The following is an 18,667-nucleotide window of genomic DNA, read 5'->3' on the forward strand; positions in this document are numbered from 1 at the left end:
CGTCAGAGGGTTAACACATTGAGGGTCAGTGTTGTCGGCTACCAGCGATAATCGTTACGCGTTTCCCAGTCTTTCACTTCATTCTCGGCCTGGTCTTTCGCGTAACCGTAACGTTCCTGGATTTTCCCAACCAGTTGATCACGTTTACCTTCAATGACGGTCATATCGTCATCGGTAAGTTTGCCCCATTTCTCTTTAACAGTGCCTTTAAACTGTTTCCAGTTACCGCCGACTTCGTCTTTATTCATCATTGACTCCTTATCGTTCGGTTAAAAGTTACGTTCTCGTTGTGTTGAACGTACTGATAATTGTAGTCAGGAATATCGACCTTCGGGATACATTCGGAATCTTTAACCATCCAGGGCATCCCGGACAGTGGAAACGAGGCGAGAGTCATTATTAAAAATCGAGGAGAATGAAGAGCGATAAGCGCTGTCAGGAATGCCCAGTGTCAGAAAACCAGCTGCCGTTGCGCCAGTGACGCCGCCACAGCCACGCCAGTGTTAGCCCACGTAGCGCCAGAAACACCGCCAGCGATAACCACAGAGCATGATTACCCAGCACGGGGAGAGTCAGCAGCGTCAGGGCAAACCCTGCGGCAGCGACAGCCATACTGTTTCGCATCTCCGCTCCTCGCGTCGCGCCGACAAACATGCCATCCAGCAGATAACACCACACGCCGACCACCGGCAGGATCACCTGCCAGAACAGATAGAGCCCGGCCAATTGTTGCAACGCGGGCAGCGAGGTCAGCAGTGCAATGAGGTGCTTCCCTGCCAGCGCATAGAACATCGCAAAAGCCAGCGCTACCAAACCGGCCTGACGGCAAGCCGCATGCCAGACATGCATTAACTGGCTACCGTCTCTGGCTCCGTACGCCTGCCCGGAATGGGCTTCTACTGCGTAAGCGAAGCCATCCAGCGCGTAGGCAGTGAAGGTCAAAAACATCATCAGCACGGCATTCGCCGCCACCGTCTCGGGCCCCAGCCGCGCACCAAAAACGGTAATGGAGCCAAAACAGAGCTGGAGCAGTAAAGAGCGCAGCATAATATCGCGATTTAGCGACAGTAACCGCCTGACACCACCACGCCAGGCCTGGCGCAGCATCGGAATCGTTATGCCATGCATAATCAGTACGCGCCGCGCCATAAGCAACCCAATGACGAATGTCGCATATTCCGCGACCGCGGTTGCCAGCGCTGCGCCCTGCACATTCATGTGCAGCCCCATCACCAGCCAGACATCAAGCACAATGTTCAGCGCATTGCCCACCACCAGCAATATCACCGGAGCACGAGCATACTGCACGCCTAACAACCACCCCAGCAGTACCAGATTACCCAGCGATGCCGGCGCGCTTAGCCACCGGATCTCCAGGAAGCGCCGCGCCTGTTCCAGTACAGCCTCACTGCCACCAGTGATGTGCAATGCAAGATCGATTAACGGCGTACGTAGCATGGCAATTAGCACACCGACGACCAGAGCCAGCAGCAGTGGCTGGATCAGTGCGCGGGCCAGTGCAGAAGTGTCACGGGCACCAAACGCCTGTGCTGTAAGGCCGGTCGTGCTCATGCGCAGAAACAACAGCAGCATAAACAGAAAACTGGTTGCCGTTGCGCCAATCGCCACACCGCCAAGATAGACAGGGCTGTCGAGATGACCGATCACTGCTGTATCCACCAGCCCCAACAGCGGAACAGTGATATTGGAGAAGATCATCGGCAGCGCAAGTCGCCATAGCGCTTTATCGGAGGCACTTAACAATGACATAGCCGTGTAGGAATCAGTCGGGGAGAAAGGTTTTACGCTGCGGAGCGTATAACAGCACCGCAGCACATAAGCGGGGCGTTACAGCCACTGCCCATTGCGAATGACACCGACCGCCAGACCTTCAATGGTGAAGTTTTGATCGCGCAGGTCAACCACGATTGGGGTGAATTCGCTGTTTTCCGGTAACAATTCTACGGTGTTACCGTGTTTTTTGAGGCGTTTTACCGTGACTTCGTCTTCAATACGCGCCACAACAACCTGGCCGTTACGCACATCCTGCGTTTTATGCACGGCCAACAGGTCGCCATCCATAATGCCAATGTCTTTCATCGACATCCCGCTAACGCGCAACAAGAAGTCCGCATGCGGTTTAAAAAGTGAGGGATCGACCTGATAGTGACCTTCAATATGCTGCTGTGCCAGTAACGGTTCGCCCGCAGCAACACGCCCGACCAGCGGCAAACCTTGATCTTCTTCTTCTCCGAGCAGCAGGCGAAGACCGCGCGATGCGCCGGAAACTATTTCAATTACCCCTTTACGCGCAAGCGCTTTGAGGTGTTCTTCAGCCGCATTTGGGGAACGGAACCCCAATTGTTGTGCGATTTCCGCACGCGTCGGTGGCATACCGGTTTGATTGATGCGTTCGCGGATGAGATCGAACACCTCTTGCTGCCTGGCCGTTAAAGCTTTCATTCCGCCCCCTGGGTGTATATACAGTGATGCTGTGAGTATATACAGTTAAAGGCGATTTTGGAACCAAATTTAAGCAAAAAACCAGGCTCTTAACGAATTCCGGAAGCATTATCGAAAATATGACCAAAGCAACGAGATCCAGGTAAACAGCGCCAACAGGATAGACATCAGCACGGCGGCAGAGCCCATGTCCTTCGCACGCCCCGAAAGCTCATGGAATTCGGTACCAATTCGATCGACGACCGCTTCAATCGCACTATTCAGGATTTCCACAATCATCACCAGAGAAACCGAACCAATCAGTAACACGCGCGTGATCGCGTCAATATCAAGCCAGCAGGCGATAATAATGGCCAGCGTCACTGCAATCGCTTCCTGGCGAAACGCCGCTTCATTTACCCATGCAGCGCGCACCCCTTTCCAGGAATAACCGGCAGCTTTAATGATCCGGGTTAATCCAGTGGTATTATTAGCCATGAAAAAGAACCTTTTTATGTAATGAGCGTCAATGTCTATGTAAGCACGCAGCGGTACAACAGAAATTATGCGCGCTTTCTGATATTCTTTGCGGCGCAATGGCACTATTAACCAGAGGCTTTACATCCTTTATGTCCGGCTGGCCACGAATTTACTACAAATTACTGAATTTACCATTAAGCGTGCTGGTAAAAAGTAAATCGATCCCCGCAGAACCTGCACAGGAACTGGGTCTCGATACGTCACGCCCCATCATGTACGTGCTGCCTTACAACTCTAAGGCGGACTTACTGACACTCCGCGCACAATGCCTGGCACATGAGTTGCCAGACCCGCTGGAACCGCTGGAAATCGACGGCGCGCTCCTGCCGCGCTACGTGTTCATTCACGGCGGACCGCGTGTATTCACCTATTACACGCCGAAAGAAGAGTCCATCAAACTGTTTCACGACTATCTGGATTTACACCGCAGCCATCCAGACCTGGATGTGCAAATGGTGCCTGTGTCGGTGATGTTTGGCCGCTCGCCTGGGCGTGAAAAAGGTGAGGTGAATCCGCCGTTGCGCATGCTTAACGGCATTCAGAAATTCTTCGCTGTCTCCTGGCTGGGTCGCGACAGCTTTGTGCGCTTCTCGCCGCCAGTTTCCCTGCGTCGCATGGCGACTGAACACGGCACAGACAAAATTATCGCGCAGAAACTGGCACGTGTCGCCCGTATGCACTTTGCCCGCCAGCGTCTGGCCGCTGTAGGGCCGCGCCTGCCTGCCCGTCAGGATCTGTTTAATAAGCTGCTTTCCTCCAAAGCGATTGCCAGGGCAGTGGAAGACGAAGCGCGCAGCAAGAAAATCTCACACGATAAAGCGCAGCAAAACGCGATAGCCCTGATGGAAGAGGTCGCGGCGAACTTCTCGTATGAGATGATCCGTCTGACAGACCGTATCCTCGGCTTTACCTGGAACCGCCTTTATCAGGGCATTAACGTGCACAACGCCGAGCGTGTGCGCCAGCTAGCTCATGATGGCCATGAAATTGTCTATGTACCCTGCCACCGAAGCCATATGGACTATTTGCTGCTGTCCTATGTGCTTTACCATCAGGGACTGGTGCCGCCGCACATTGCTGCAGGCATCAACCTGAATTTCTGGCCAGCCGGGCCGATTTTCCGTCGGCTGGGGGCGTTCTTTATTCGTCGTACCTTCAAGGGCAATAAGCTCTATTCCACCGTGTTCCGCGAATATCTGGGCGAGCTGTTCAGTCGTGGCTACTCCGTGGAGTACTTCGTGGAGGGCGGTCGTTCGCGTACCGGGCGTTTACTGGATCCGAAAACCGGTACACTGTCGATGACCATTCAGGCGATGCTGCGCGGCGGCACGCGCCCGATCACGCTGGTGCCAATCTATATCGGTTATGAGCATGTGATGGAAGTGGGCACCTACGCTAAAGAGCTGCGTGGTGCGACAAAAGAGAAAGAGAGCCTGGTGCAGATGGTGCGTGGCCTGAGTAAGCTGCGCAACCTGGGTCAGGGTTATGTGAACTTCGGCGAGCCGATCCCGCTGATGAACTACCTGAACCATCATGTACCGGAGTGGCGCGAGTCTATTGATCCTATCGAAGCGATTCGTCCGGCATGGTTAACCCCGACGGTGAACAATATTGCGGCCGACTTAATGGTGCGTATTAACAACGCCGGCGCGGCTAACGCGATGAACCTGTGCTGCACGGCGTTATTGGCCTCTCGCCAGCGTTCATTAACACGTGAGCAACTGACCGAGCAATTGACCTGCTATCTCGATTTGCTGCGCAATGTACCTTATTCACCGGATTCAACAGCCCCTTCTGCCAGCGCCAGCGAGCTTATCGATCACGCGTTGCAGATGAACAAATTCGAAGTCGAAAAAGACACCATCGGCGATATCATCATTCTGCCGCGCGAGCAGGCAGTCCTGATGACCTATTACCGCAATAACATCGCGCATATGTTGATGTTGCCGTCGCTGATGGCGGCGATTGTCACTCAGCATCGCGCAATTTCGCAAAGTGAGATTCTGCGCCATGTAGAGCAGCTTTATCCGATGTTGAAAGCGGAATTGTTCCTGCGTTGGGAGAAAGCCGAACTGGCGAGCGTTCTGGAGAATCTGACCCAGGAGCTGTTACGTCAGGGGCTGATCACGCTGAAAGAGGATCGTCTGAGTATCAACCCGGCGCACTCACGCACGCTGCAGTTGCTGGCGGCAGGCGCCCGCGAAACGCTGCAACGCTACGCCATCACGTTCTGGTTGCTGAGCGCCAATCCGTCGATGAACCGCAGCACGCTGGAAAAAGAGAGCCGTACTCTGGCCCAGCGTTTGTCCGTGCTGCACGGCATTAACGCGCCGGAGTTCTTCGATAAGGCGGTGTTCAGTACGCTGGTGCTGACGCTGCGAGACGAAGGCTATATCAGTGATACCGGTGATGCGGAACCGGCACAGACGCTCAGCGTGTACCAGATGCTGGCGGAGCTGATTACATCGGATGTGCGTTTGACGATTGAGAGCGCAACACAGGCAGACGTGTAACGGTAAGATCCCCTCTCCCTGCCAGGGAGAGGGGAACAAATCAGAGCAGGTAGCTTAACGCCAGGCCTAAAAACAGCACCAGCCCAACGTAATTGTTGTTCAAAAACGCTTTGAAGCAGGCATCGCGATCACGGTTGGCAATCAGTTTCTGCTGATACACAAACAATGCCCCCGCCACCCCTACCGATGCGTAGTAAATACCGCCCAACCCGTTTAGCCAGCCCACTGTCGCCATCAGCATCATCACCGCAACCTGTAAAATACCGATGATCAGCTTGTCATGACGGCCAAACAGGATCGCCGTCGACTTGATACCGATTTTCACATCGTCATCCCGATCGACCATCGCATACTGCGTGTCGTAAGCCACCGCCCACAAGATATTGGCAAGGAACATAATCCAGCAGCTCAGTGGTACCGACTCGCTGACAGCCGCAAATGCCATCGGTATCGACCAGCCAAACGCTGCCCCCAGCACCACCTGAGGCAGGTGCGTATAGCGCTTCATAAACGGATAGACCCAGGCCAGCGCCAGCGCGGCAACTGACAGCAGGATCGTCATCATATTCAGAGTCAGTACCAGCGCGAAAGCCAGCAATACCAGTACCACGAACAGCGTTCGTGCCTCATTCTCAGTAACATCACCGCTGGGTAAAGGGCGGTTAGCCGTCCGCTTTACGTGACCATCAAATTTACGGTCCGCATAATCATTTACCACACACCCTGCTGCGCGCATCAGCCAGACACCCGCAACAAACACCAGCAAAATCCACAGCGGCGGCAAGCCCGGCGTCGCAACCCATAACGCCCATAATGTTGGCCACAGCAGCAGCAACGCCCCAATCGGTTTGTCCGTACGCATCAGCCGGTGAAAGGCCAACAGCTTATTCTGCGTGAGACTCCACTCCATTTTCATTTTCCTCTCAGTACAACGGCGACGCAGGCAAAAACAGTTCGGTCAGTATGAGCGGTTTTCCGCCCAGACGCAGACGGGAACGACGTCCCCACAGCTGCTCATGACGACCGATTTCAATAAAGTCACGCGTAAGCGTAGAAGAGGTAAAGAGATATCGCCCAAGCGGCGTAGTGCCCAACTGTTGCAACGCCAGTTCCGGGCCGCTCAGGGTAGACTCTGGCACCACTGTGCGCCCGGCAAGCCAGGGTTCACCATCGGCACACAGCAAGATTTCCCGCAGCCAGTAACGGGGTTCGGCAGGCAACAAGCCATGCTCCTGCTCAATGTCAGCCGCGCTGACAAAGGCTTCCCGAATTAACGTAACGCTTACCGTTTTGCCCTGCTGCTCAAAACGTTTAGTCATGGAATCTTCCAGCAACAGCCAGTCCAGTTGTTGCGGTTCTAGCGCAGGAATAGCATCGAGATAGCGCAGCGCACGCAGTTGCGTTAGCGCGGGGTGTGACATGCCTTACTCTCCGGTACATAACGTAGCATTATTGTATCGCAGAACGGGACATGCAGGCGGGAAAGTTCATTCAGTTTTCATCAGCGCAACAGATACGCAACAGTGCGCTACTGTGCCGGAAAAAAAGGTGCGTCAGGCGACGCACCAGTTGCTGCAAATATCAACATTGTGGGGAGACTGTTACCCCTTGCCTTTTACACTGCTGATAAAAGTGGAACGGGCTGACTTCGACCCGAGGCGCTCTGCTTCATCTAACAATTTCAATGCCTTATCAACATCCCCCTTCGCAACAGCCTGCTTAATAGCCCGGTTAAAATAGCTCTCCGTATCATTAAGCATTGGCTCGCTTTTCGCCGCAGGCGCAGCAGCCGGGGCCGCTACAGGTGCCGGTTGCGCGTTGTAAGCCGGTGCTGCGGTATTGCCGACAGTCACCGGGCCCGGGCCGGAGGAACCAAACAGTGGGCCAACCAGGATGCTGGAGCTGCTACTGTTTTTCACTTTCAGGTTCACCACCCCTTCCGCAATATGGCGCGCTATGGGATCCGGGATATCAGGGATCGCGTTGCCCACGCCTTTCGCATAGGCTTTAGCGGGATCAAGCAGCGTGGTGGTTTTCTGCAAATCACTTTCGGTGGTGAACGCAAGGATATAGAGCTTCTGCTGGCCCAGCGCAGGCGTAAGGCGCATAACCCCTTCCAGTCGGTCTGCACTTAAGACTCCCGGTTCCTGGTAGGTAAAATAGCTACTCGGGAAATAGGCCGCAGGTGACATATTCTGATCAAAGACCAGCACGTTTGGCGCAAATACACCGGTATTTTTATTAACATCGCTTGAAAGCGTCAGCGAAAGTTCACCGATGTTAGCTGGCACGCTAAACGCCGCAACTGGCCCGGTAATCCCCGGAACATTCAGATGCTGACCGCCAGTGGCAAGCCGCACCGTCTGGCTTTTGGACGTGTCGACGGGCGTCCAGGTGAGTTGTTGCAGTGCTGATGTCGGAATCGACGGCGCTGCCGCTGTGTTCTGTGGCACGATATTCACATCAGCCAGCGCGACACCCGGTACCGCCGCCAGCAACCCCGCGGAGAGGCACAGGGCAATGAAGTTTTTTTTCATTTTCATTTTAATCACCTTCAGGATGCAAAACAGCGGTGGCCAGGCAATAGCGCGCTGTTTGTAAGAATCAGAGGGGCTTACGCCCCTCTTTTGTTTACGCGAGTGAAACCCTTACCACCAGATTTCCATCTGAGCACCGAAGCTCCATTCGTCACTGTCGCCACGGCCAAAGCTTGAACCGCCTGTACCATTGCGGGTTGCCAGACCATAGTTGGCGTTCGTGCCCGGATTACCGCTGGTGTTGTAACCCCATTTTTCGTCCCATTTCGCATAGGTTGCGAAGACGCGAATGGCCGGGCGAGACCAGATGCTGTCGCCTGCCTGCCACTGTTGTGCGAGGGTGATTTTGTACTGGTTGTTCGTGTCGTTGGTGCGCTGAGACTTCACGTTGTCATAGCCCACTTCCAGCAGGGTGCTCATGATCGGCGTCCATTTGAACATTGGGCGCACACCCACCGTCCACCATTTGGTGCCGTTGTTGTTATCCCAGTCGATGTCCTGATACATACCGACATACATCAAATCCCAACGGTCGCCGAGAGAGATGGCACCGTGGTCGAGGATACGCAACAGGCTGCCGTTGTTATTAGTGCTGTAAGGCAGCTTACTGTCGCTTTCAATACCGATACCGGAGCCTTGCGATAACCCTTTGCCCTGCGATGTCAGCGCATCGGTCGCATATTGCACGACGAACTTGTTATAGCCTTTCAGCATGCTCTGAACGTGCTCAGCCGTGAACATCCAGCCGTCTTTCGTTTCGGTATTATCATATAAATGGTAGCCGTCACGGGTGTTAGCGCGGCCATAGTCAACGCCAAACTCCAACGTACCGCCCGGGTTGATGGCCATCTGCGCTAAACGCACGTCAAAAACATCGTTGGCGGTTTTTTCGGTGTAATCGTAAATGCTGTTGCTGGCGAAGGTAGAAGAGCCGCCAGCTTCTGTCGAACGGGTCGCAGCCAGAGAGAGTTTACCGAAGCCGAGATCGACGTTTTCCAGACCTGCGCCCGGGCCGGAAATATCCCAGTAGTAGAAGTCAATCATGTGCACGTCATGACGCTGGTAGAAACGTTTACCCGCCCAGATGGTCGAGCCTGGCAGCGCATCGATCAGGTTTTTACCCTGCACGTTAGCTTCACGGAATGCCGGGTCTGTTGCTTCCCAGTCATTTTGCTGGGCTACGGAATAAGCCACGTTAGTGTCGAAGTAGAAGCTTTTATCGCCCTCCTTCCACACTTCCTGGCCGAGTTTTAATTCAGCGTAGGTTTCACATTCGTTGCCGAGACGGTATTTAGAGCCTGCACCCGTCGCCTGGAAGCATTGCTGCTCGCCGCCGCTGCCTGTCCAGCCAATGCCGGAACGGGCATAACCTTTAAAGTCGACGGCGCCCGCCTGAGCAGACAAAATGCCTGCCGTAATGGCGAGAGCCAGTGGAAGTTTGCGCAGAGTAATCATCATTCTATCTCCTGAGATCATTGCTTTTCTTTTTACACATCCCCTTTTGCGCTATCTCTTGAGTGGCTGCAGCGAGATAGCGCGAATGGCTTTGTGTAAGTTTTTTGGAATGCTTAAACGCCAGGTTCTTTATGCAACCGGCGGCAGGCGGTGCCATCTTCACGGAACAGATGGCAACGCTCCGGCGGTAAACCGATGGCGAATGTGGCACCCTCTTCTACCAGCACCACGTCGGTCTGGCGGTAAACCAGGTTCTGACGTATTGCGGGGATCTGGATATGAATTTGTGTTTCGTGACCGAGCTGTTCTACGACCTGAACTTCACCCTCCAGCGTGACATCGGCGATGTCGCTGGGAAGCAAATGCTCCGGGCGAATGCCCAAAGACATGTTGGCGCCGACCTGCACATTGGCGCTGTCTACTGGCAGCCAGACTTGCTGGCGGTTAGGCAACTCAACCTGCACCTGCTCAATGGCAGTAGCCGTCACTTTTACCGGCAGGAAATTCATCTTCGGCGAACCGATAAACCCGGCGACAAAGCGGTCAGCCGGATAGTGATAAAGCTCCAGCGGTTTACCGACCTGCGCAACGCGGCCGGCATCCAGTACCACGATTTTGTCGGCCAGCGTCATCGCTTCGACCTGATCGTGGGTGACGTAAATCATCGTGCGGCCCAGTCGCTTATGCAGACGCGAAATCTCAATGCGCATCTGTACACGCAAGGCGGCATCAAGGTTGGAGAGGGGTTCATCAAGCAGGAAGACGCGGGGTTCGGCCACCAGCGTACGGCCAATCGCTACGCGCTGACGCTGACCACCGGAGAGTGCTTTCGGTTTGCGGTCCAGCAAATGCGCCAGTTGCAGGACTTCGGCAACCTGCGTGACACGCGTTTTGATGGTTTCTTTCTTCTCGCCCGCTAATTTCAGGCCAAAAGACATGTTTTCCGCGACCGATAAATGCGGATAGAGTGCGTAAGACTGAAATACCATACCAACGCCGCGTTCAGCGGGAGGAACCTCATTCATACGGGTATCGCCAATCAGCAAATCCCCGCTGGTAATGGTCTCCAGCCCGGCAATCATGCGCAGCAGCGTCGATTTACCACAGCCTGACGGGCCAACAAACACCACGAACTCACCTTCGTGGATCTCAAGGTTAATGTCTTTCGACACCACCACATCGCCCCAGGCTTTCGTTACATTACGCAGCTGTACGCTCGCCATGCCCTTCTCCCTTCGTTACAACCTTTCACCAACAGAAACATTCAACGTTGGCTGACTATGGGGCATCGGTACAGTGTGCGAATCCTCCACCCCCCCGGTTTTTTATGGGGGAGGAGATGGGAGGATGAGCAGGATGGCTCTGCCCCCCGGACGGGGGTGCTGCGGGCATTTTCGTGATGCGCTTTGCAAAAATCAGCGCTTTTTTGTGTGCGCTGAGACACATAACGAAAATTTATGCAGCACAGATCACACAAATCACCCCGGGGGCGTAGGTTTAAGGAGGATGAGAAGCGCTTGCCAAAAAAGGAGACTAATCCCGTCGAACCACCCTGAACGTATCCACGAGCACATCACCTAAAGGACGGGATATATGAAAATCAAAACAGGCGCACGCATCCTCGCATTGTCCGCAGTAGCGACGATGGTGTTTTCTGCCTCTGCCCTCGCCAAAATAGAAGAAGGCAAACTGGTTATCTGGATCAACGGCGATAAAGGCTATAACGGCCTTGCCGAAGTGGGTAAGAAATTTGAGAAAGACACCGGGATTAAAGTCACCGTCGAACACCCGGACAAACTGGAAGAGAAATTCCCACAGGTTGCCGCCACGGGCGATGGCCCGGACATTATTTTTTGGGCACACGACCGCTTTGGTGGCTATGCGCAATCTGGCCTGCTGGCGGAAGTCACTCCGGACAAAGCCTTCCAGGACAAGCTCTATCCCTTCACCTGGGACGCAGTGCGTTACAACGGCAAGCTGATCGCTTACCCGGTAGCCGTGGAATCCTTGTCGCTGATTTATAACAAAGACTTGCTGCCAAACCCGCCAAAAACCTGGGAAGAGATCCCGGCGCTCGATAAGACGCTGAAGGCGAAAGGCAAAAATGCCCTGATGTTTAACCTGCAAGAGCCATATTTCACCTGGCCGCTGATCGCTGCCGACGGCGGATACGCCTTCAAGTTTGAGAACGGCAAATATGACGTGAAAGACGTTGGCGTAGACAGCGCGGGTGCCAAAGCGGGCCTGAGCTTCCTGGTGAAACTGATTAAAGACAAGCACATGAACGCCGACACCGATTATTCAATTGCCGAAGCGGCGTTTAATAAAGGTGAAACCGCACTGACCATCAACGGTCCGTGGGCATGGGCCAATATTGAGAAGAGCAAAGTCAATTACGGCGTCGCCCCGCTGCCAACCTTTAATGGCAAACCGTCGAAACCGTTCGTCGGCGTCCTGAGCGCGGGCATCAATGCCGCCAGCCCGAATAAAGAACTGGCGAAAGAGTTCCTTGAAAACTACTTGCTGACCGATCAGGGTCTGGAAGAGGTGAACAAAGACAAACCGCTGGGTGCCGTGGCGCTGAAAACCTATCAGGATCAATTAGCAAAAGATCCGCGCATTGCCGCCACTATGGATAACGCGAAAACCGGTGAAATTATGCCGAATATCCCGCAAATGGCTGCCTTCTGGTACGCCACCCGGACTGCGGTTATCAATGCCGTGAGTGGCCGTCAGACCGTGGATGCTGCGTTGAAAGACGCGCAGGGTCGTATCACCAAGTAAGTCACAGGACAGGTGGCGCGGCGGGCAGGCCAGAGAAGCGCCGCGCCACCTGTCACTCGTTTTCATCGTTGTAAAAGGATGTTCCCATGGATGTTGTAAGAAAACGCCACTGGTGGCAAAGCCCGAAAATCGCCTGGGCCGCCATTACCCTTACCGGGCTTCTGGTGGCTTACCTTGTCGTCTTGATGTATGCCCAGGGGGAATACCTTTTTGCCATCACCACCTTGATCCTCAGTTCCGCAGGTCTGTATATCTTTGCAAACCGGAAGGCCTACGCCTGGCGTTATGTTTACCCAGGGGTAGCAGGCATGGGGCTGTTTGTGCTATTCCCGTTGATTTGCACCATCGCCATCGCCTTTACCAACTACAGCAGCACCAACCAGCTTACCCAGGAGCGCGCGCAACAGGTGTTGCTCGATCGTTCTTATCAGGCAGGGAAAGCCTACAATTTCGGCCTTTATGCGTCGGGTGACGCATGGCAACTGGCGCTGACCGATAGCGACACCGGCAAACACTACCTTTCCGACGCGTTCAAACCCGGTGGCGAGCAGAAAATCACCTTAAAAGAGGTGAATGCCCTGCCCGACGGTGAGCGCGCGAACCTGCGTGTCATCACTCAGAATCGCCAGGCACTCAACCAGCTGACGGCCATTCTGCCGGACGAAAGCAAAGTGATCATGAGTTCACTGCGCCAGTTCTCCGGCACCCGCCCCCTGTATCAATTGAGCGACGACGGGGTGCTGACCAACAACCAGAGCGGTGCGAAATACCGCGCAAATAACGCTATCGGCTTTTTCCAGGCGATCAATGCCGACGGAAGCTGGGGCAGCGAAAAACTCAGCCCCGGTTATACCGTGACCATCGGCTGGGACAACTTTACCCGTGTCTTTACCGATGACGGTATCCAGAAGCCGTTTATCGCCATCTTTGTCTGGACGGTGGTGTTCTCTGTGCTGACCGTGGTGCTGACTGTTGCCGTTGGCATGGTACTGGCGTGCCTCGTCCAGTGGGAATCGCTCAAAGGGAAAGCCATTTATCGTGTACTGCTGATCCTGCCCTATGCAGTGCCGTCGTTTATCTCGATTCTGATCTTCAAAGGGTTATTCAACCAGAGCTTCGGCGAGATCAACATGATGCTGAGCGCGCTGTTTGGCATTAAACCCGCATGGTTTAGCGATCCCACTACGGCGCGGACCATGATCGTGATCGTTAATACCTGGCTCGGTTATCCCTACATGATGATCCTCTGTATGGGGCTGTTAAAAGCGATCCCTGACGATCTGTATGAAGCCTCGGCAATGGACGGCGCCGGACCGTTGCAAAACTTTTTCCGCATCACCTTACCGCTGCTGATCAAACCGCTCACACCGTTGATGATCGCCAGCTTCGCCTTTAACTTTAATAACTTTGTGTTGATCCAGTTGCTGACTAACGGCGGCCCGGATCGCATTGGCACCACCACGCCTGCGGGCTATACCGATCTGCTGGTGAGCTACACCTACCGCATTGCCTTTGAAGGCGGCGGTGGTCAGGACTTTGGGCTTGCTGCCGCGATCGCCACGCTGATTTTCCTGCTGGTCGGTCTGCTGGCTATCGTCAACCTGAAAGCAACCCGCATGAAATTTGATTAAGGAGGACGACGCAAATGGCTATGGTGCAGGCGAAATCGCAAAAAGTGCGACTATTGGTTACTCACTTGTTATTGCTGGTATTTATTGCCGCCATTATGTTCCCGTTACTGATGGTGGTCGCTATTTCGCTGCGTGAAGGTAACTTTGCGACTGGCAGCCTGATTCCGGAAACTATTTCCTGGGAACACTGGCGTCTGGCGCTGGGCTTTAGCGTGGAGCACGCCGATGGTCGCGTTACCCCGCCGCCGTTCCCGGTGCTGCTGTGGCTGTGGAACTCGGTGAAAATCGCCGGAATTACCGCCGTGGGGATTGTTGCGCTATCCACCACCTGCGCCTACGCTTTTGCGCGTATGCGTTTTGCCGGTAAAGCCACGCTGTTAAAGAGCATGCTGATTTTCCAGATGTTCCCGGCGGTGCTGTCGCTGGTGGCGTTATATGCGTTGTTTGATCGCCTCGGTCAGTACATTCCCTTTATCGGGTTGAATACGCATGGTGGGGTGATCTTTGCCTATCTAGGCGGGATCGCGCTGCATGTGTGGACGATCAAAGGCTATTTCGAAACCATCGACAACTCGCTGGAAGAGGCCGCCGCCCTGGATGGCGCAACCCCGTGGCAGGCCTTTCGCCTGGTGCTATTGCCGCTGTCGGTGCCAATCCTGGCGGTGGTGTTTATTTTGTCGTTTATTGCGGCCATTACAGAAGTTCCTGTCGCCTCGCTACTGCTGCGCGACGTCGACAGTTACACGCTGGCCGTGGGGATGCAGCAATATCTCAACCCGCAGAACTATCTGTGGGGAGATTTTGCTGCAGCGGCGGTGTTGTCCGCCATTCCGATTACCGTGGTCTTTTTACTTGCGCAGCGCTGGCTGGTTAATGGCCTGACAGCAGGCGGCGTGAAAGGTTAAGTTTCATCGTTGTTATTACGCCCTGAAGATGTCGGGTGAGAGCAAGGCGGCGACGGTATTAATCCCTGAAGCTGATTAACGTCAGTAGCGGGGTAAATAACGGGAGCCACCACCGCTGTCACCCGAACGATGACGGGCGATGCCACTGCACCCTCAACTTGTATGATCCTAACTTGTGACTGTTGTTTGGCGATCCCCCGGATCGCCGTTTTTTTATTCGCGCTTCAGCCGTTTTGAGTTGCACAACCACAAGGTGATCACCAGCAGCAGGATCGCTGCAGAGTAGATCAGCACATCCATCGGCGACTGGTGATCGACAATGATCAACCGTACGATCGCGGTTATGCCGATGTAAATAAAATAGCGCAGCGGGAAGTGAAAGCCGGACTGAAAATACTTCACGATCAAGGCAATAAACTCGAAGTAAAGGAAGTAAACGACCAGCCCTTCTACCAGTTCATATTTACTGGTTTGTACCGGCGCAAACAATACGTCCGCCAGGTGCAGCGTCTCTTTGCCCAGAAAGACGATTAGGATCAGGCCCAGACTTAACAAACCCAGGTTCAGCACGGTTTGTAAAAGGGTCGATACAAACTCAGCGCGGGGGCGAGTGAGCGATGTCATAGCGGCACCTCATTCTGGAGTAAGACCCTTTGTATAACGTAAAAATGTGATCTTGATCTACATTATTTGCTTATATTTTGTGACACAGCGTGATGACATGTTGCATCGGTAAATTTCACGCAGGGAGCCTTAAACAGTGCTGACTATACGTAAAGCCCGCCCGGACGACGCCGCGTTATTGAGTGAGATGGGCTATGCCAGCTATACCCACCACTTTGCGCATCTGTGGCATGAACAACAGGAGCTGCAGGATTTTTTGCAGCAGGAATACTCCCTTAACGCTTTACAGCAGAGCCTGCAAAGCCAGGCCAGTGAGTGGTTTGTCGCACTGAGTACCGTGCCGGCAGGCTTTGCCAAAGTCTCCTGGCACTGTGCCATAGAGGGCGAAACCCAGGCGGGTACGCTGCTGCATAAGCTCTACCTGCTGCCGGGAGAAACCCGCAAAGGTTATGGAGAACAGATGATTGCCGAAATAGAACGCATGGCGAAAAGCCGGGGCGAAACCTTTCTCTGGCTGGAAGTGCTGGACGCCAACCCGCAGGCTTACCGTTTTTATCTTCGCCAGGGCTTTACGCACATCAAAGATACCGTCTTCAGCACCCCCTCTCAGCAAAGCACTTTGCATATTCTGGGCAAAGCCATTTAAGGAGCGAAAATGGATCTCCGCCAGACCGCCGTGCGCAATGTTACCTGCGGCGAAAATGTCGTTATTTATCAACCGGCAAATCTGTATAACTGCACCCTTGGCGATGATGTGTTCATTGGCCCTTTTGTTGAAATTCAGAGCCATACACACATTGGCAACGGCAGTAAAATTCAGTCACACAGCTTTATCTGCGAATACGTCACCCTCGGCGAGCGCTGTTTTATCGGCCACGGTGTGATGTTCGCTAACGATATGTTCCGCGACGGCAAACCCAATCCCGACCGCAAAAGCTGGGGGCGCATTGTGATTGGCAATGATGTGTCGATTGGCAGCGGCGCCACGATCCTGGCGGTGACGATTTGCGACGGAGCCGTTATTGGCGCAGGCAGCGTCGTGACCAAATCGATTAGCGAAAAAGGGGTGTATGCCGGGAATCCTGCGCGGTTACTGCGCAGGCTCTAACCCCTCTCCCGTAAGGGAGAGGGGCCAGGTATCACTGGAAGTTCAGTGTCTTATCGGTGGTCATATTATAGAGTTCAAACTTACGACCCAGTTTCTGGCCGCCATCACGCGTTAGCGGCGTCCAGCCGATACCTGCACGGCTGCGGGTCGCGCCAGTACTGAAGAGATCCAGCGGTACAGAGATATACACGCCTTTGGTGAAATCCCCTTCCCCATACTGTGCCGCCGACACGTTCGTCAGGGTCGCGTATGCACCCACTACGACGCCACTGTCGAAGTGTTTTGAGATATCCAGCGTGCCGCCTTTATCTCCCGCCAGATACTGCCCGACGCTGGCTTTCACCAGTACATCCTGGGCAAACCACGGCGTCCAGTAAGTGGTGAAATGGCCGGTCTTCGCGCTGTAGTCGGTGAACTTCATCATGTCCTGCGCGCTACGCCAGTCACGCTGTTTCACGTAGTTGGCATCAATACCGAACGCCCAGTTACTGTCTACCGGACGCCACAGCAGTTCAGCCCCTGCGCCGCCGTACATGGTCTCCAGATAACCGGCATACACCTGGCCATAGATGTCATTACCCAGGTACTGGAAGTAGTTGGCCTGCATGTTGTTAACGTACACATCGTTCTGCACGTATTCACGCACGCGGGTACGAACGCGCGGCAACGCCGAGTCCCTTGGCGGGTTGGTATAGTTGAATTTGTCGTAGTTATTGGCAAGGTTGGCAAACAGACTGCCGGTGGTCAGCAGGTGATCGGTCAGCCACCAGTCCGCTGTCGCCATCACACCAATCTGGTACATATAGAAGCCTTCCGGCCCACCAAGAGACTGGTTAAGCACCGGATCGATGTGGAAACCAAAACTGGCCTTATCCATGTACCAGCCTTGCTCTGTATTTTCCGGAACAATCGGCGTCACACGTTTTTGCGCCAGCACGGTATCATGACCCAGCGTTTCGCCTTCAAGGTGGCCTTTCAGGCTGGCGACATCCGTTTCGGTCGTCACCTGCGGCAGGTTCAGGCGATTTTGCGTCACGCGAATGGTACGAATGCCATCCGGCAAGTCGTTCATAATAATGCGGTTCGCACGCTCTATCCCTTCCTGCGTATTACGGTATTTCACCTGCTCGCCCGTCACATACAACGTATCGCCCTGAACCTGAATCTTCGGATCCGCCAGACCGGCATTATATTTCAGCAACGTAAGCTGATTGGCCACCACCGAGTGCTGCAGAATCGCATCCTGCGGCTGCGGCTGATACCGTGGACGCGGGTTGTCCCGGTAGGTGGGGCGCAGATTGTTGAAGTTGTTACGCAGGGTAAACCCAAACATCCAGGTATTCCCACGCTCATAGCTTAAATTGATGTCAGCCCAGTCGGTCACACGGTAGATAGCGCCAACGTTAAAGTTACTGCGCTGCGGCAGCTTACCGGCATAATCCTGCTGATAGTTGTTGCCTTCATATTCCAGTTTCAGGCGCAGCGGGTGCCAGGGCGTTTGATATTCCACACCGCCGAACAGCGATGCCGGGCCGCGAAACATTTGCGAAGTGTCGGTGGAACCTGCGGCTTTGTTGCTGTTATCACGGGTACAGAATTTTGCGTCGTAGGTACATAGCGGGTTTTTAATATTGCCGCTGGTCCCCAGGTAGCCCCAGCCAATACCGAGGGAAAAATCGAGCGGCCCCCAGTTTTTATTCGCTACCAGATATTCGCCATCAAACAGGCCAGTACCCCCAACGTCACGCGCCCCCACAGCCACCTGCGGCAACCAGTAACTTTCTTCCCACAACCGCACTTTTAAATCGAAGGCTTTATCTTTGTAGGATTGATCGCCGGAGAAGGCTTCAACCGAGCTGTATTTTCGCGTACGCACGTCGGTATAACGCAGCGTGGTTTCCAGCCAGGGCAGAAGCTGCACCGAAGCCGAATAGAAACGGTATTGATCATTGTCGCGGTAGTTAAGGCTAAGCTCACCTTCTGGCGCTACACGCGCCGTCGGGGTTTGCAACAGACCCACGCCGCCAAAATCCGACTGAGACGGGCCAACCGGGTCCGGGAACGTTTCGGCGTGACAGGCCGCGCTGACTCCCAGCGCCAACAAGCTTATTACAAACGATTTTTTCAT

The 18,667-nt window shown here is 54.2% G+C and carries 17 protein-coding genes; 6 read left to right on the plus strand and 11 right to left on the minus strand.

Annotation, left to right across the window (positions count from 1 at the left end):
• Positions 1 to 38 precede the first annotated feature (38 nt).
• The 4 genes from RTX30_RS13155 to RTX30_RS13170 form a co-directional block, all read right to left on the minus strand.
• Positions 39 to 248 carry a CsbD family protein gene (locus RTX30_RS13155; RefSeq protein WP_312690516.1) on the minus strand — a complete coding sequence of 70 codons (210 nt, stop codon included), beginning with the start codon at positions 246 to 248 and terminating at the stop codon, positions 39 to 41.
• Between the two features lie 187 nt (positions 249 to 435).
• Positions 436 to 1,770, minus strand: coding sequence for an MATE family efflux transporter DinF (gene dinF / locus RTX30_RS13160; RefSeq protein WP_312690430.1), 1,335 nt, complete (start codon positions 1,768 to 1,770; stop codon positions 436 to 438).
• A 78-nt stretch (positions 1,771 to 1,848) separates the two neighbouring features.
• Positions 1,849 to 2,463: a transcriptional repressor LexA gene (gene lexA / locus RTX30_RS13165; RefSeq protein WP_312690432.1), complete on the minus strand. Its 615-nt coding sequence runs from the start codon at positions 2,461 to 2,463 to the stop codon at positions 1,849 to 1,851.
• 108 nt (positions 2,464 to 2,571) lie between these two features.
• Entirely contained in the window at positions 2,572 to 2,940 is a 369-nt protein-coding gene (locus RTX30_RS13170; RefSeq protein WP_312690434.1) for a diacylglycerol kinase, read from the minus strand.
• Positions 2,941 to 3,071: 131 nt separating this feature from the next.
• Here RTX30_RS13170 and plsB point away from each other — a divergent pair, with 131 nt between their 5' ends.
• On the plus strand, positions 3,072 to 5,495 hold the full coding sequence (gene plsB / locus RTX30_RS13175; RefSeq protein ID WP_312690436.1) for a glycerol-3-phosphate 1-O-acyltransferase PlsB: 2,424 nt from the start codon (positions 3,072 to 3,074) through the stop codon (positions 5,493 to 5,495).
• A 40-nt stretch (positions 5,496 to 5,535) separates the two neighbouring features.
• Here plsB and ubiA read toward each other — a convergent pair whose 3' ends face one another.
• The 5 genes from ubiA to malK form a co-directional block, all read right to left on the minus strand.
• Complete coding sequence (gene ubiA / locus RTX30_RS13180; protein WP_312690438.1) at positions 5,536 to 6,405, minus strand: 4-hydroxybenzoate octaprenyltransferase; 870 nt, start codon at positions 6,403 to 6,405, stop codon at positions 5,536 to 5,538.
• A 13-nt stretch (positions 6,406 to 6,418) separates the two neighbouring features.
• A complete protein-coding gene (gene ubiC, locus RTX30_RS13185) occupies positions 6,419 to 6,916 on the minus strand; it encodes a chorismate lyase (protein ID WP_312690440.1) in 498 nt (165 codons plus the stop codon).
• A gap of 180 nt (positions 6,917 to 7,096) precedes the next feature.
• Positions 7,097 to 8,038: a maltose operon protein MalM gene (malM, locus tag RTX30_RS13190; RefSeq protein WP_312690442.1), complete on the minus strand. Its 942-nt coding sequence runs from the start codon at positions 8,036 to 8,038 to the stop codon at positions 7,097 to 7,099.
• 105 nt (positions 8,039 to 8,143) lie between these two features.
• Complete coding sequence (locus RTX30_RS13195; RefSeq protein WP_312690444.1) at positions 8,144 to 9,490, minus strand: maltoporin; 1,347 nt, start codon at positions 9,488 to 9,490, stop codon at positions 8,144 to 8,146.
• A gap of 110 nt (positions 9,491 to 9,600) precedes the next feature.
• Positions 9,601 to 10,710 (minus strand): maltose/maltodextrin ABC transporter ATP-binding protein MalK, encoded by a 1,110-nt coding sequence (gene malK, locus RTX30_RS13200; protein ID WP_312690446.1) that lies wholly within the window; start codon positions 10,708 to 10,710, stop codon positions 9,601 to 9,603.
• A 370-nt stretch (positions 10,711 to 11,080) separates the two neighbouring features.
• Between malK and malE the strand changes: the two genes are divergently transcribed.
• The 3 genes from malE to malG all read left to right on the plus strand — a co-directional run bounded on the left by malE (position 11,081) and on the right by malG (position 14,807).
• Positions 11,081 to 12,271, plus strand: a complete 1,191-nt coding sequence (malE, locus tag RTX30_RS13205; RefSeq protein ID WP_312690448.1) for a maltose/maltodextrin ABC transporter substrate-binding protein MalE — start codon at positions 11,081 to 11,083, stop codon at positions 12,269 to 12,271.
• A gap of 86 nt (positions 12,272 to 12,357) precedes the next feature.
• On the plus strand, positions 12,358 to 13,902 hold the full coding sequence (gene malF / locus RTX30_RS13210) for a maltose ABC transporter permease MalF (RefSeq protein ID WP_312690450.1): 1,545 nt from the start codon (positions 12,358 to 12,360) through the stop codon (positions 13,900 to 13,902).
• A gap of 14 nt (positions 13,903 to 13,916) precedes the next feature.
• The gene (gene malG / locus RTX30_RS13215; RefSeq protein ID WP_312690452.1) at positions 13,917 to 14,807 is read left to right on the plus strand and encodes a maltose ABC transporter permease MalG; all 891 of its coding nucleotides are present in this window, start codon (positions 13,917 to 13,919) and stop codon (positions 14,805 to 14,807) included.
• A 213-nt stretch (positions 14,808 to 15,020) separates the two neighbouring features.
• Here the strand turns inward: malG and psiE are convergent, their stop codons facing one another.
• Positions 15,021 to 15,431 (minus strand): phosphate-starvation-inducible protein PsiE, encoded by a 411-nt coding sequence (gene psiE, locus RTX30_RS13220; RefSeq protein WP_312690454.1) that lies wholly within the window; start codon positions 15,429 to 15,431, stop codon positions 15,021 to 15,023.
• Positions 15,432 to 15,567: 136 nt separating this feature from the next.
• On the opposite strand from psiE, the gene RTX30_RS13225 reads away from it, so the two are divergent.
• Together RTX30_RS13225 and RTX30_RS13230 are read left to right on the plus strand one after the other, a co-directional pair.
• A complete protein-coding gene (locus RTX30_RS13225) occupies positions 15,568 to 16,077 on the plus strand; it encodes a GNAT family N-acetyltransferase (protein WP_312690456.1) in 510 nt (169 codons plus the stop codon).
• A 9-nt stretch (positions 16,078 to 16,086) separates the two neighbouring features.
• The gene (locus RTX30_RS13230; protein WP_312690458.1) at positions 16,087 to 16,539 is read left to right on the plus strand and encodes an acyltransferase; all 453 of its coding nucleotides are present in this window, start codon (positions 16,087 to 16,089) and stop codon (positions 16,537 to 16,539) included.
• 31 nt (positions 16,540 to 16,570) lie between these two features.
• On the opposite strand, the gene RTX30_RS13235 is transcribed toward RTX30_RS13230, so the two are convergent.
• Positions 16,571 to 18,667, minus strand: coding sequence for a YjbH domain-containing protein (locus RTX30_RS13235; protein WP_312690460.1), 2,097 nt, complete (start codon positions 18,665 to 18,667; stop codon positions 16,571 to 16,573).

It is taken from the genome of Kosakonia sp., from assembly GCF_032052965.1.
Classification (GTDB): Bacteria; Pseudomonadota; Gammaproteobacteria; order Enterobacterales; family Enterobacteriaceae; genus Kosakonia.

Coding starts and splice junctions, on each gene's coding strand:
- RTX30_RS13155 (WP_312690516.1), bottom strand. CDS start 248: ATGAATAAAGACGAAGTCGGCGGTAACTGGAAACAGTTTAAAGGCACT.
- dinF (WP_312690430.1), bottom strand. CDS start 1,770: ATGTCATTGTTAAGTGCCTCCGATAAAGCGCTATGGCGACTTGCGCTG.
- lexA (WP_312690432.1), bottom strand. CDS start 2,463: ATGAAAGCTTTAACGGCCAGGCAGCAAGAGGTGTTCGATCTCATCCGC.
- RTX30_RS13170 (WP_312690434.1), bottom strand. CDS start 2,940: ATGGCTAATAATACCACTGGATTAACCCGGATCATTAAAGCTGCCGGT.
- plsB (WP_312690436.1), top strand. CDS start 3,072: ATGTCCGGCTGGCCACGAATTTACTACAAATTACTGAATTTACCATTA.
- ubiA (WP_312690438.1), bottom strand. CDS start 6,405: ATGGAGTGGAGTCTCACGCAGAATAAGCTGTTGGCCTTTCACCGGCTG.
- ubiC (WP_312690440.1), bottom strand. CDS start 6,916: ATGTCACACCCCGCGCTAACGCAACTGCGTGCGCTGCGCTATCTCGAT.
- malM (WP_312690442.1), bottom strand. CDS start 8,038: ATGAAAATGAAAAAAAACTTCATTGCCCTGTGCCTCTCCGCGGGGTTG.
- RTX30_RS13195 (WP_312690444.1), bottom strand. CDS start 9,490: ATGATGATTACTCTGCGCAAACTTCCACTGGCTCTCGCCATTACGGCA.
- malK (WP_312690446.1), bottom strand. CDS start 10,710: ATGGCGAGCGTACAGCTGCGTAATGTAACGAAAGCCTGGGGCGATGTG.
- malE (WP_312690448.1), top strand. CDS start 11,081: ATGAAAATCAAAACAGGCGCACGCATCCTCGCATTGTCCGCAGTAGCG.
- malF (WP_312690450.1), top strand. CDS start 12,358: ATGGATGTTGTAAGAAAACGCCACTGGTGGCAAAGCCCGAAAATCGCC.
- malG (WP_312690452.1), top strand. CDS start 13,917: ATGGCTATGGTGCAGGCGAAATCGCAAAAAGTGCGACTATTGGTTACT.
- psiE (WP_312690454.1), bottom strand. CDS start 15,431: ATGACATCGCTCACTCGCCCCCGCGCTGAGTTTGTATCGACCCTTTTA.
- RTX30_RS13230 (WP_312690458.1), top strand. CDS start 16,087: ATGGATCTCCGCCAGACCGCCGTGCGCAATGTTACCTGCGGCGAAAAT.
- RTX30_RS13235 (WP_312690460.1), bottom strand. CDS start 18,667: ATGAAAAAATCGTTTGTAATAAGCTTGTTGGCGCTGGGAGTCAGCGCG.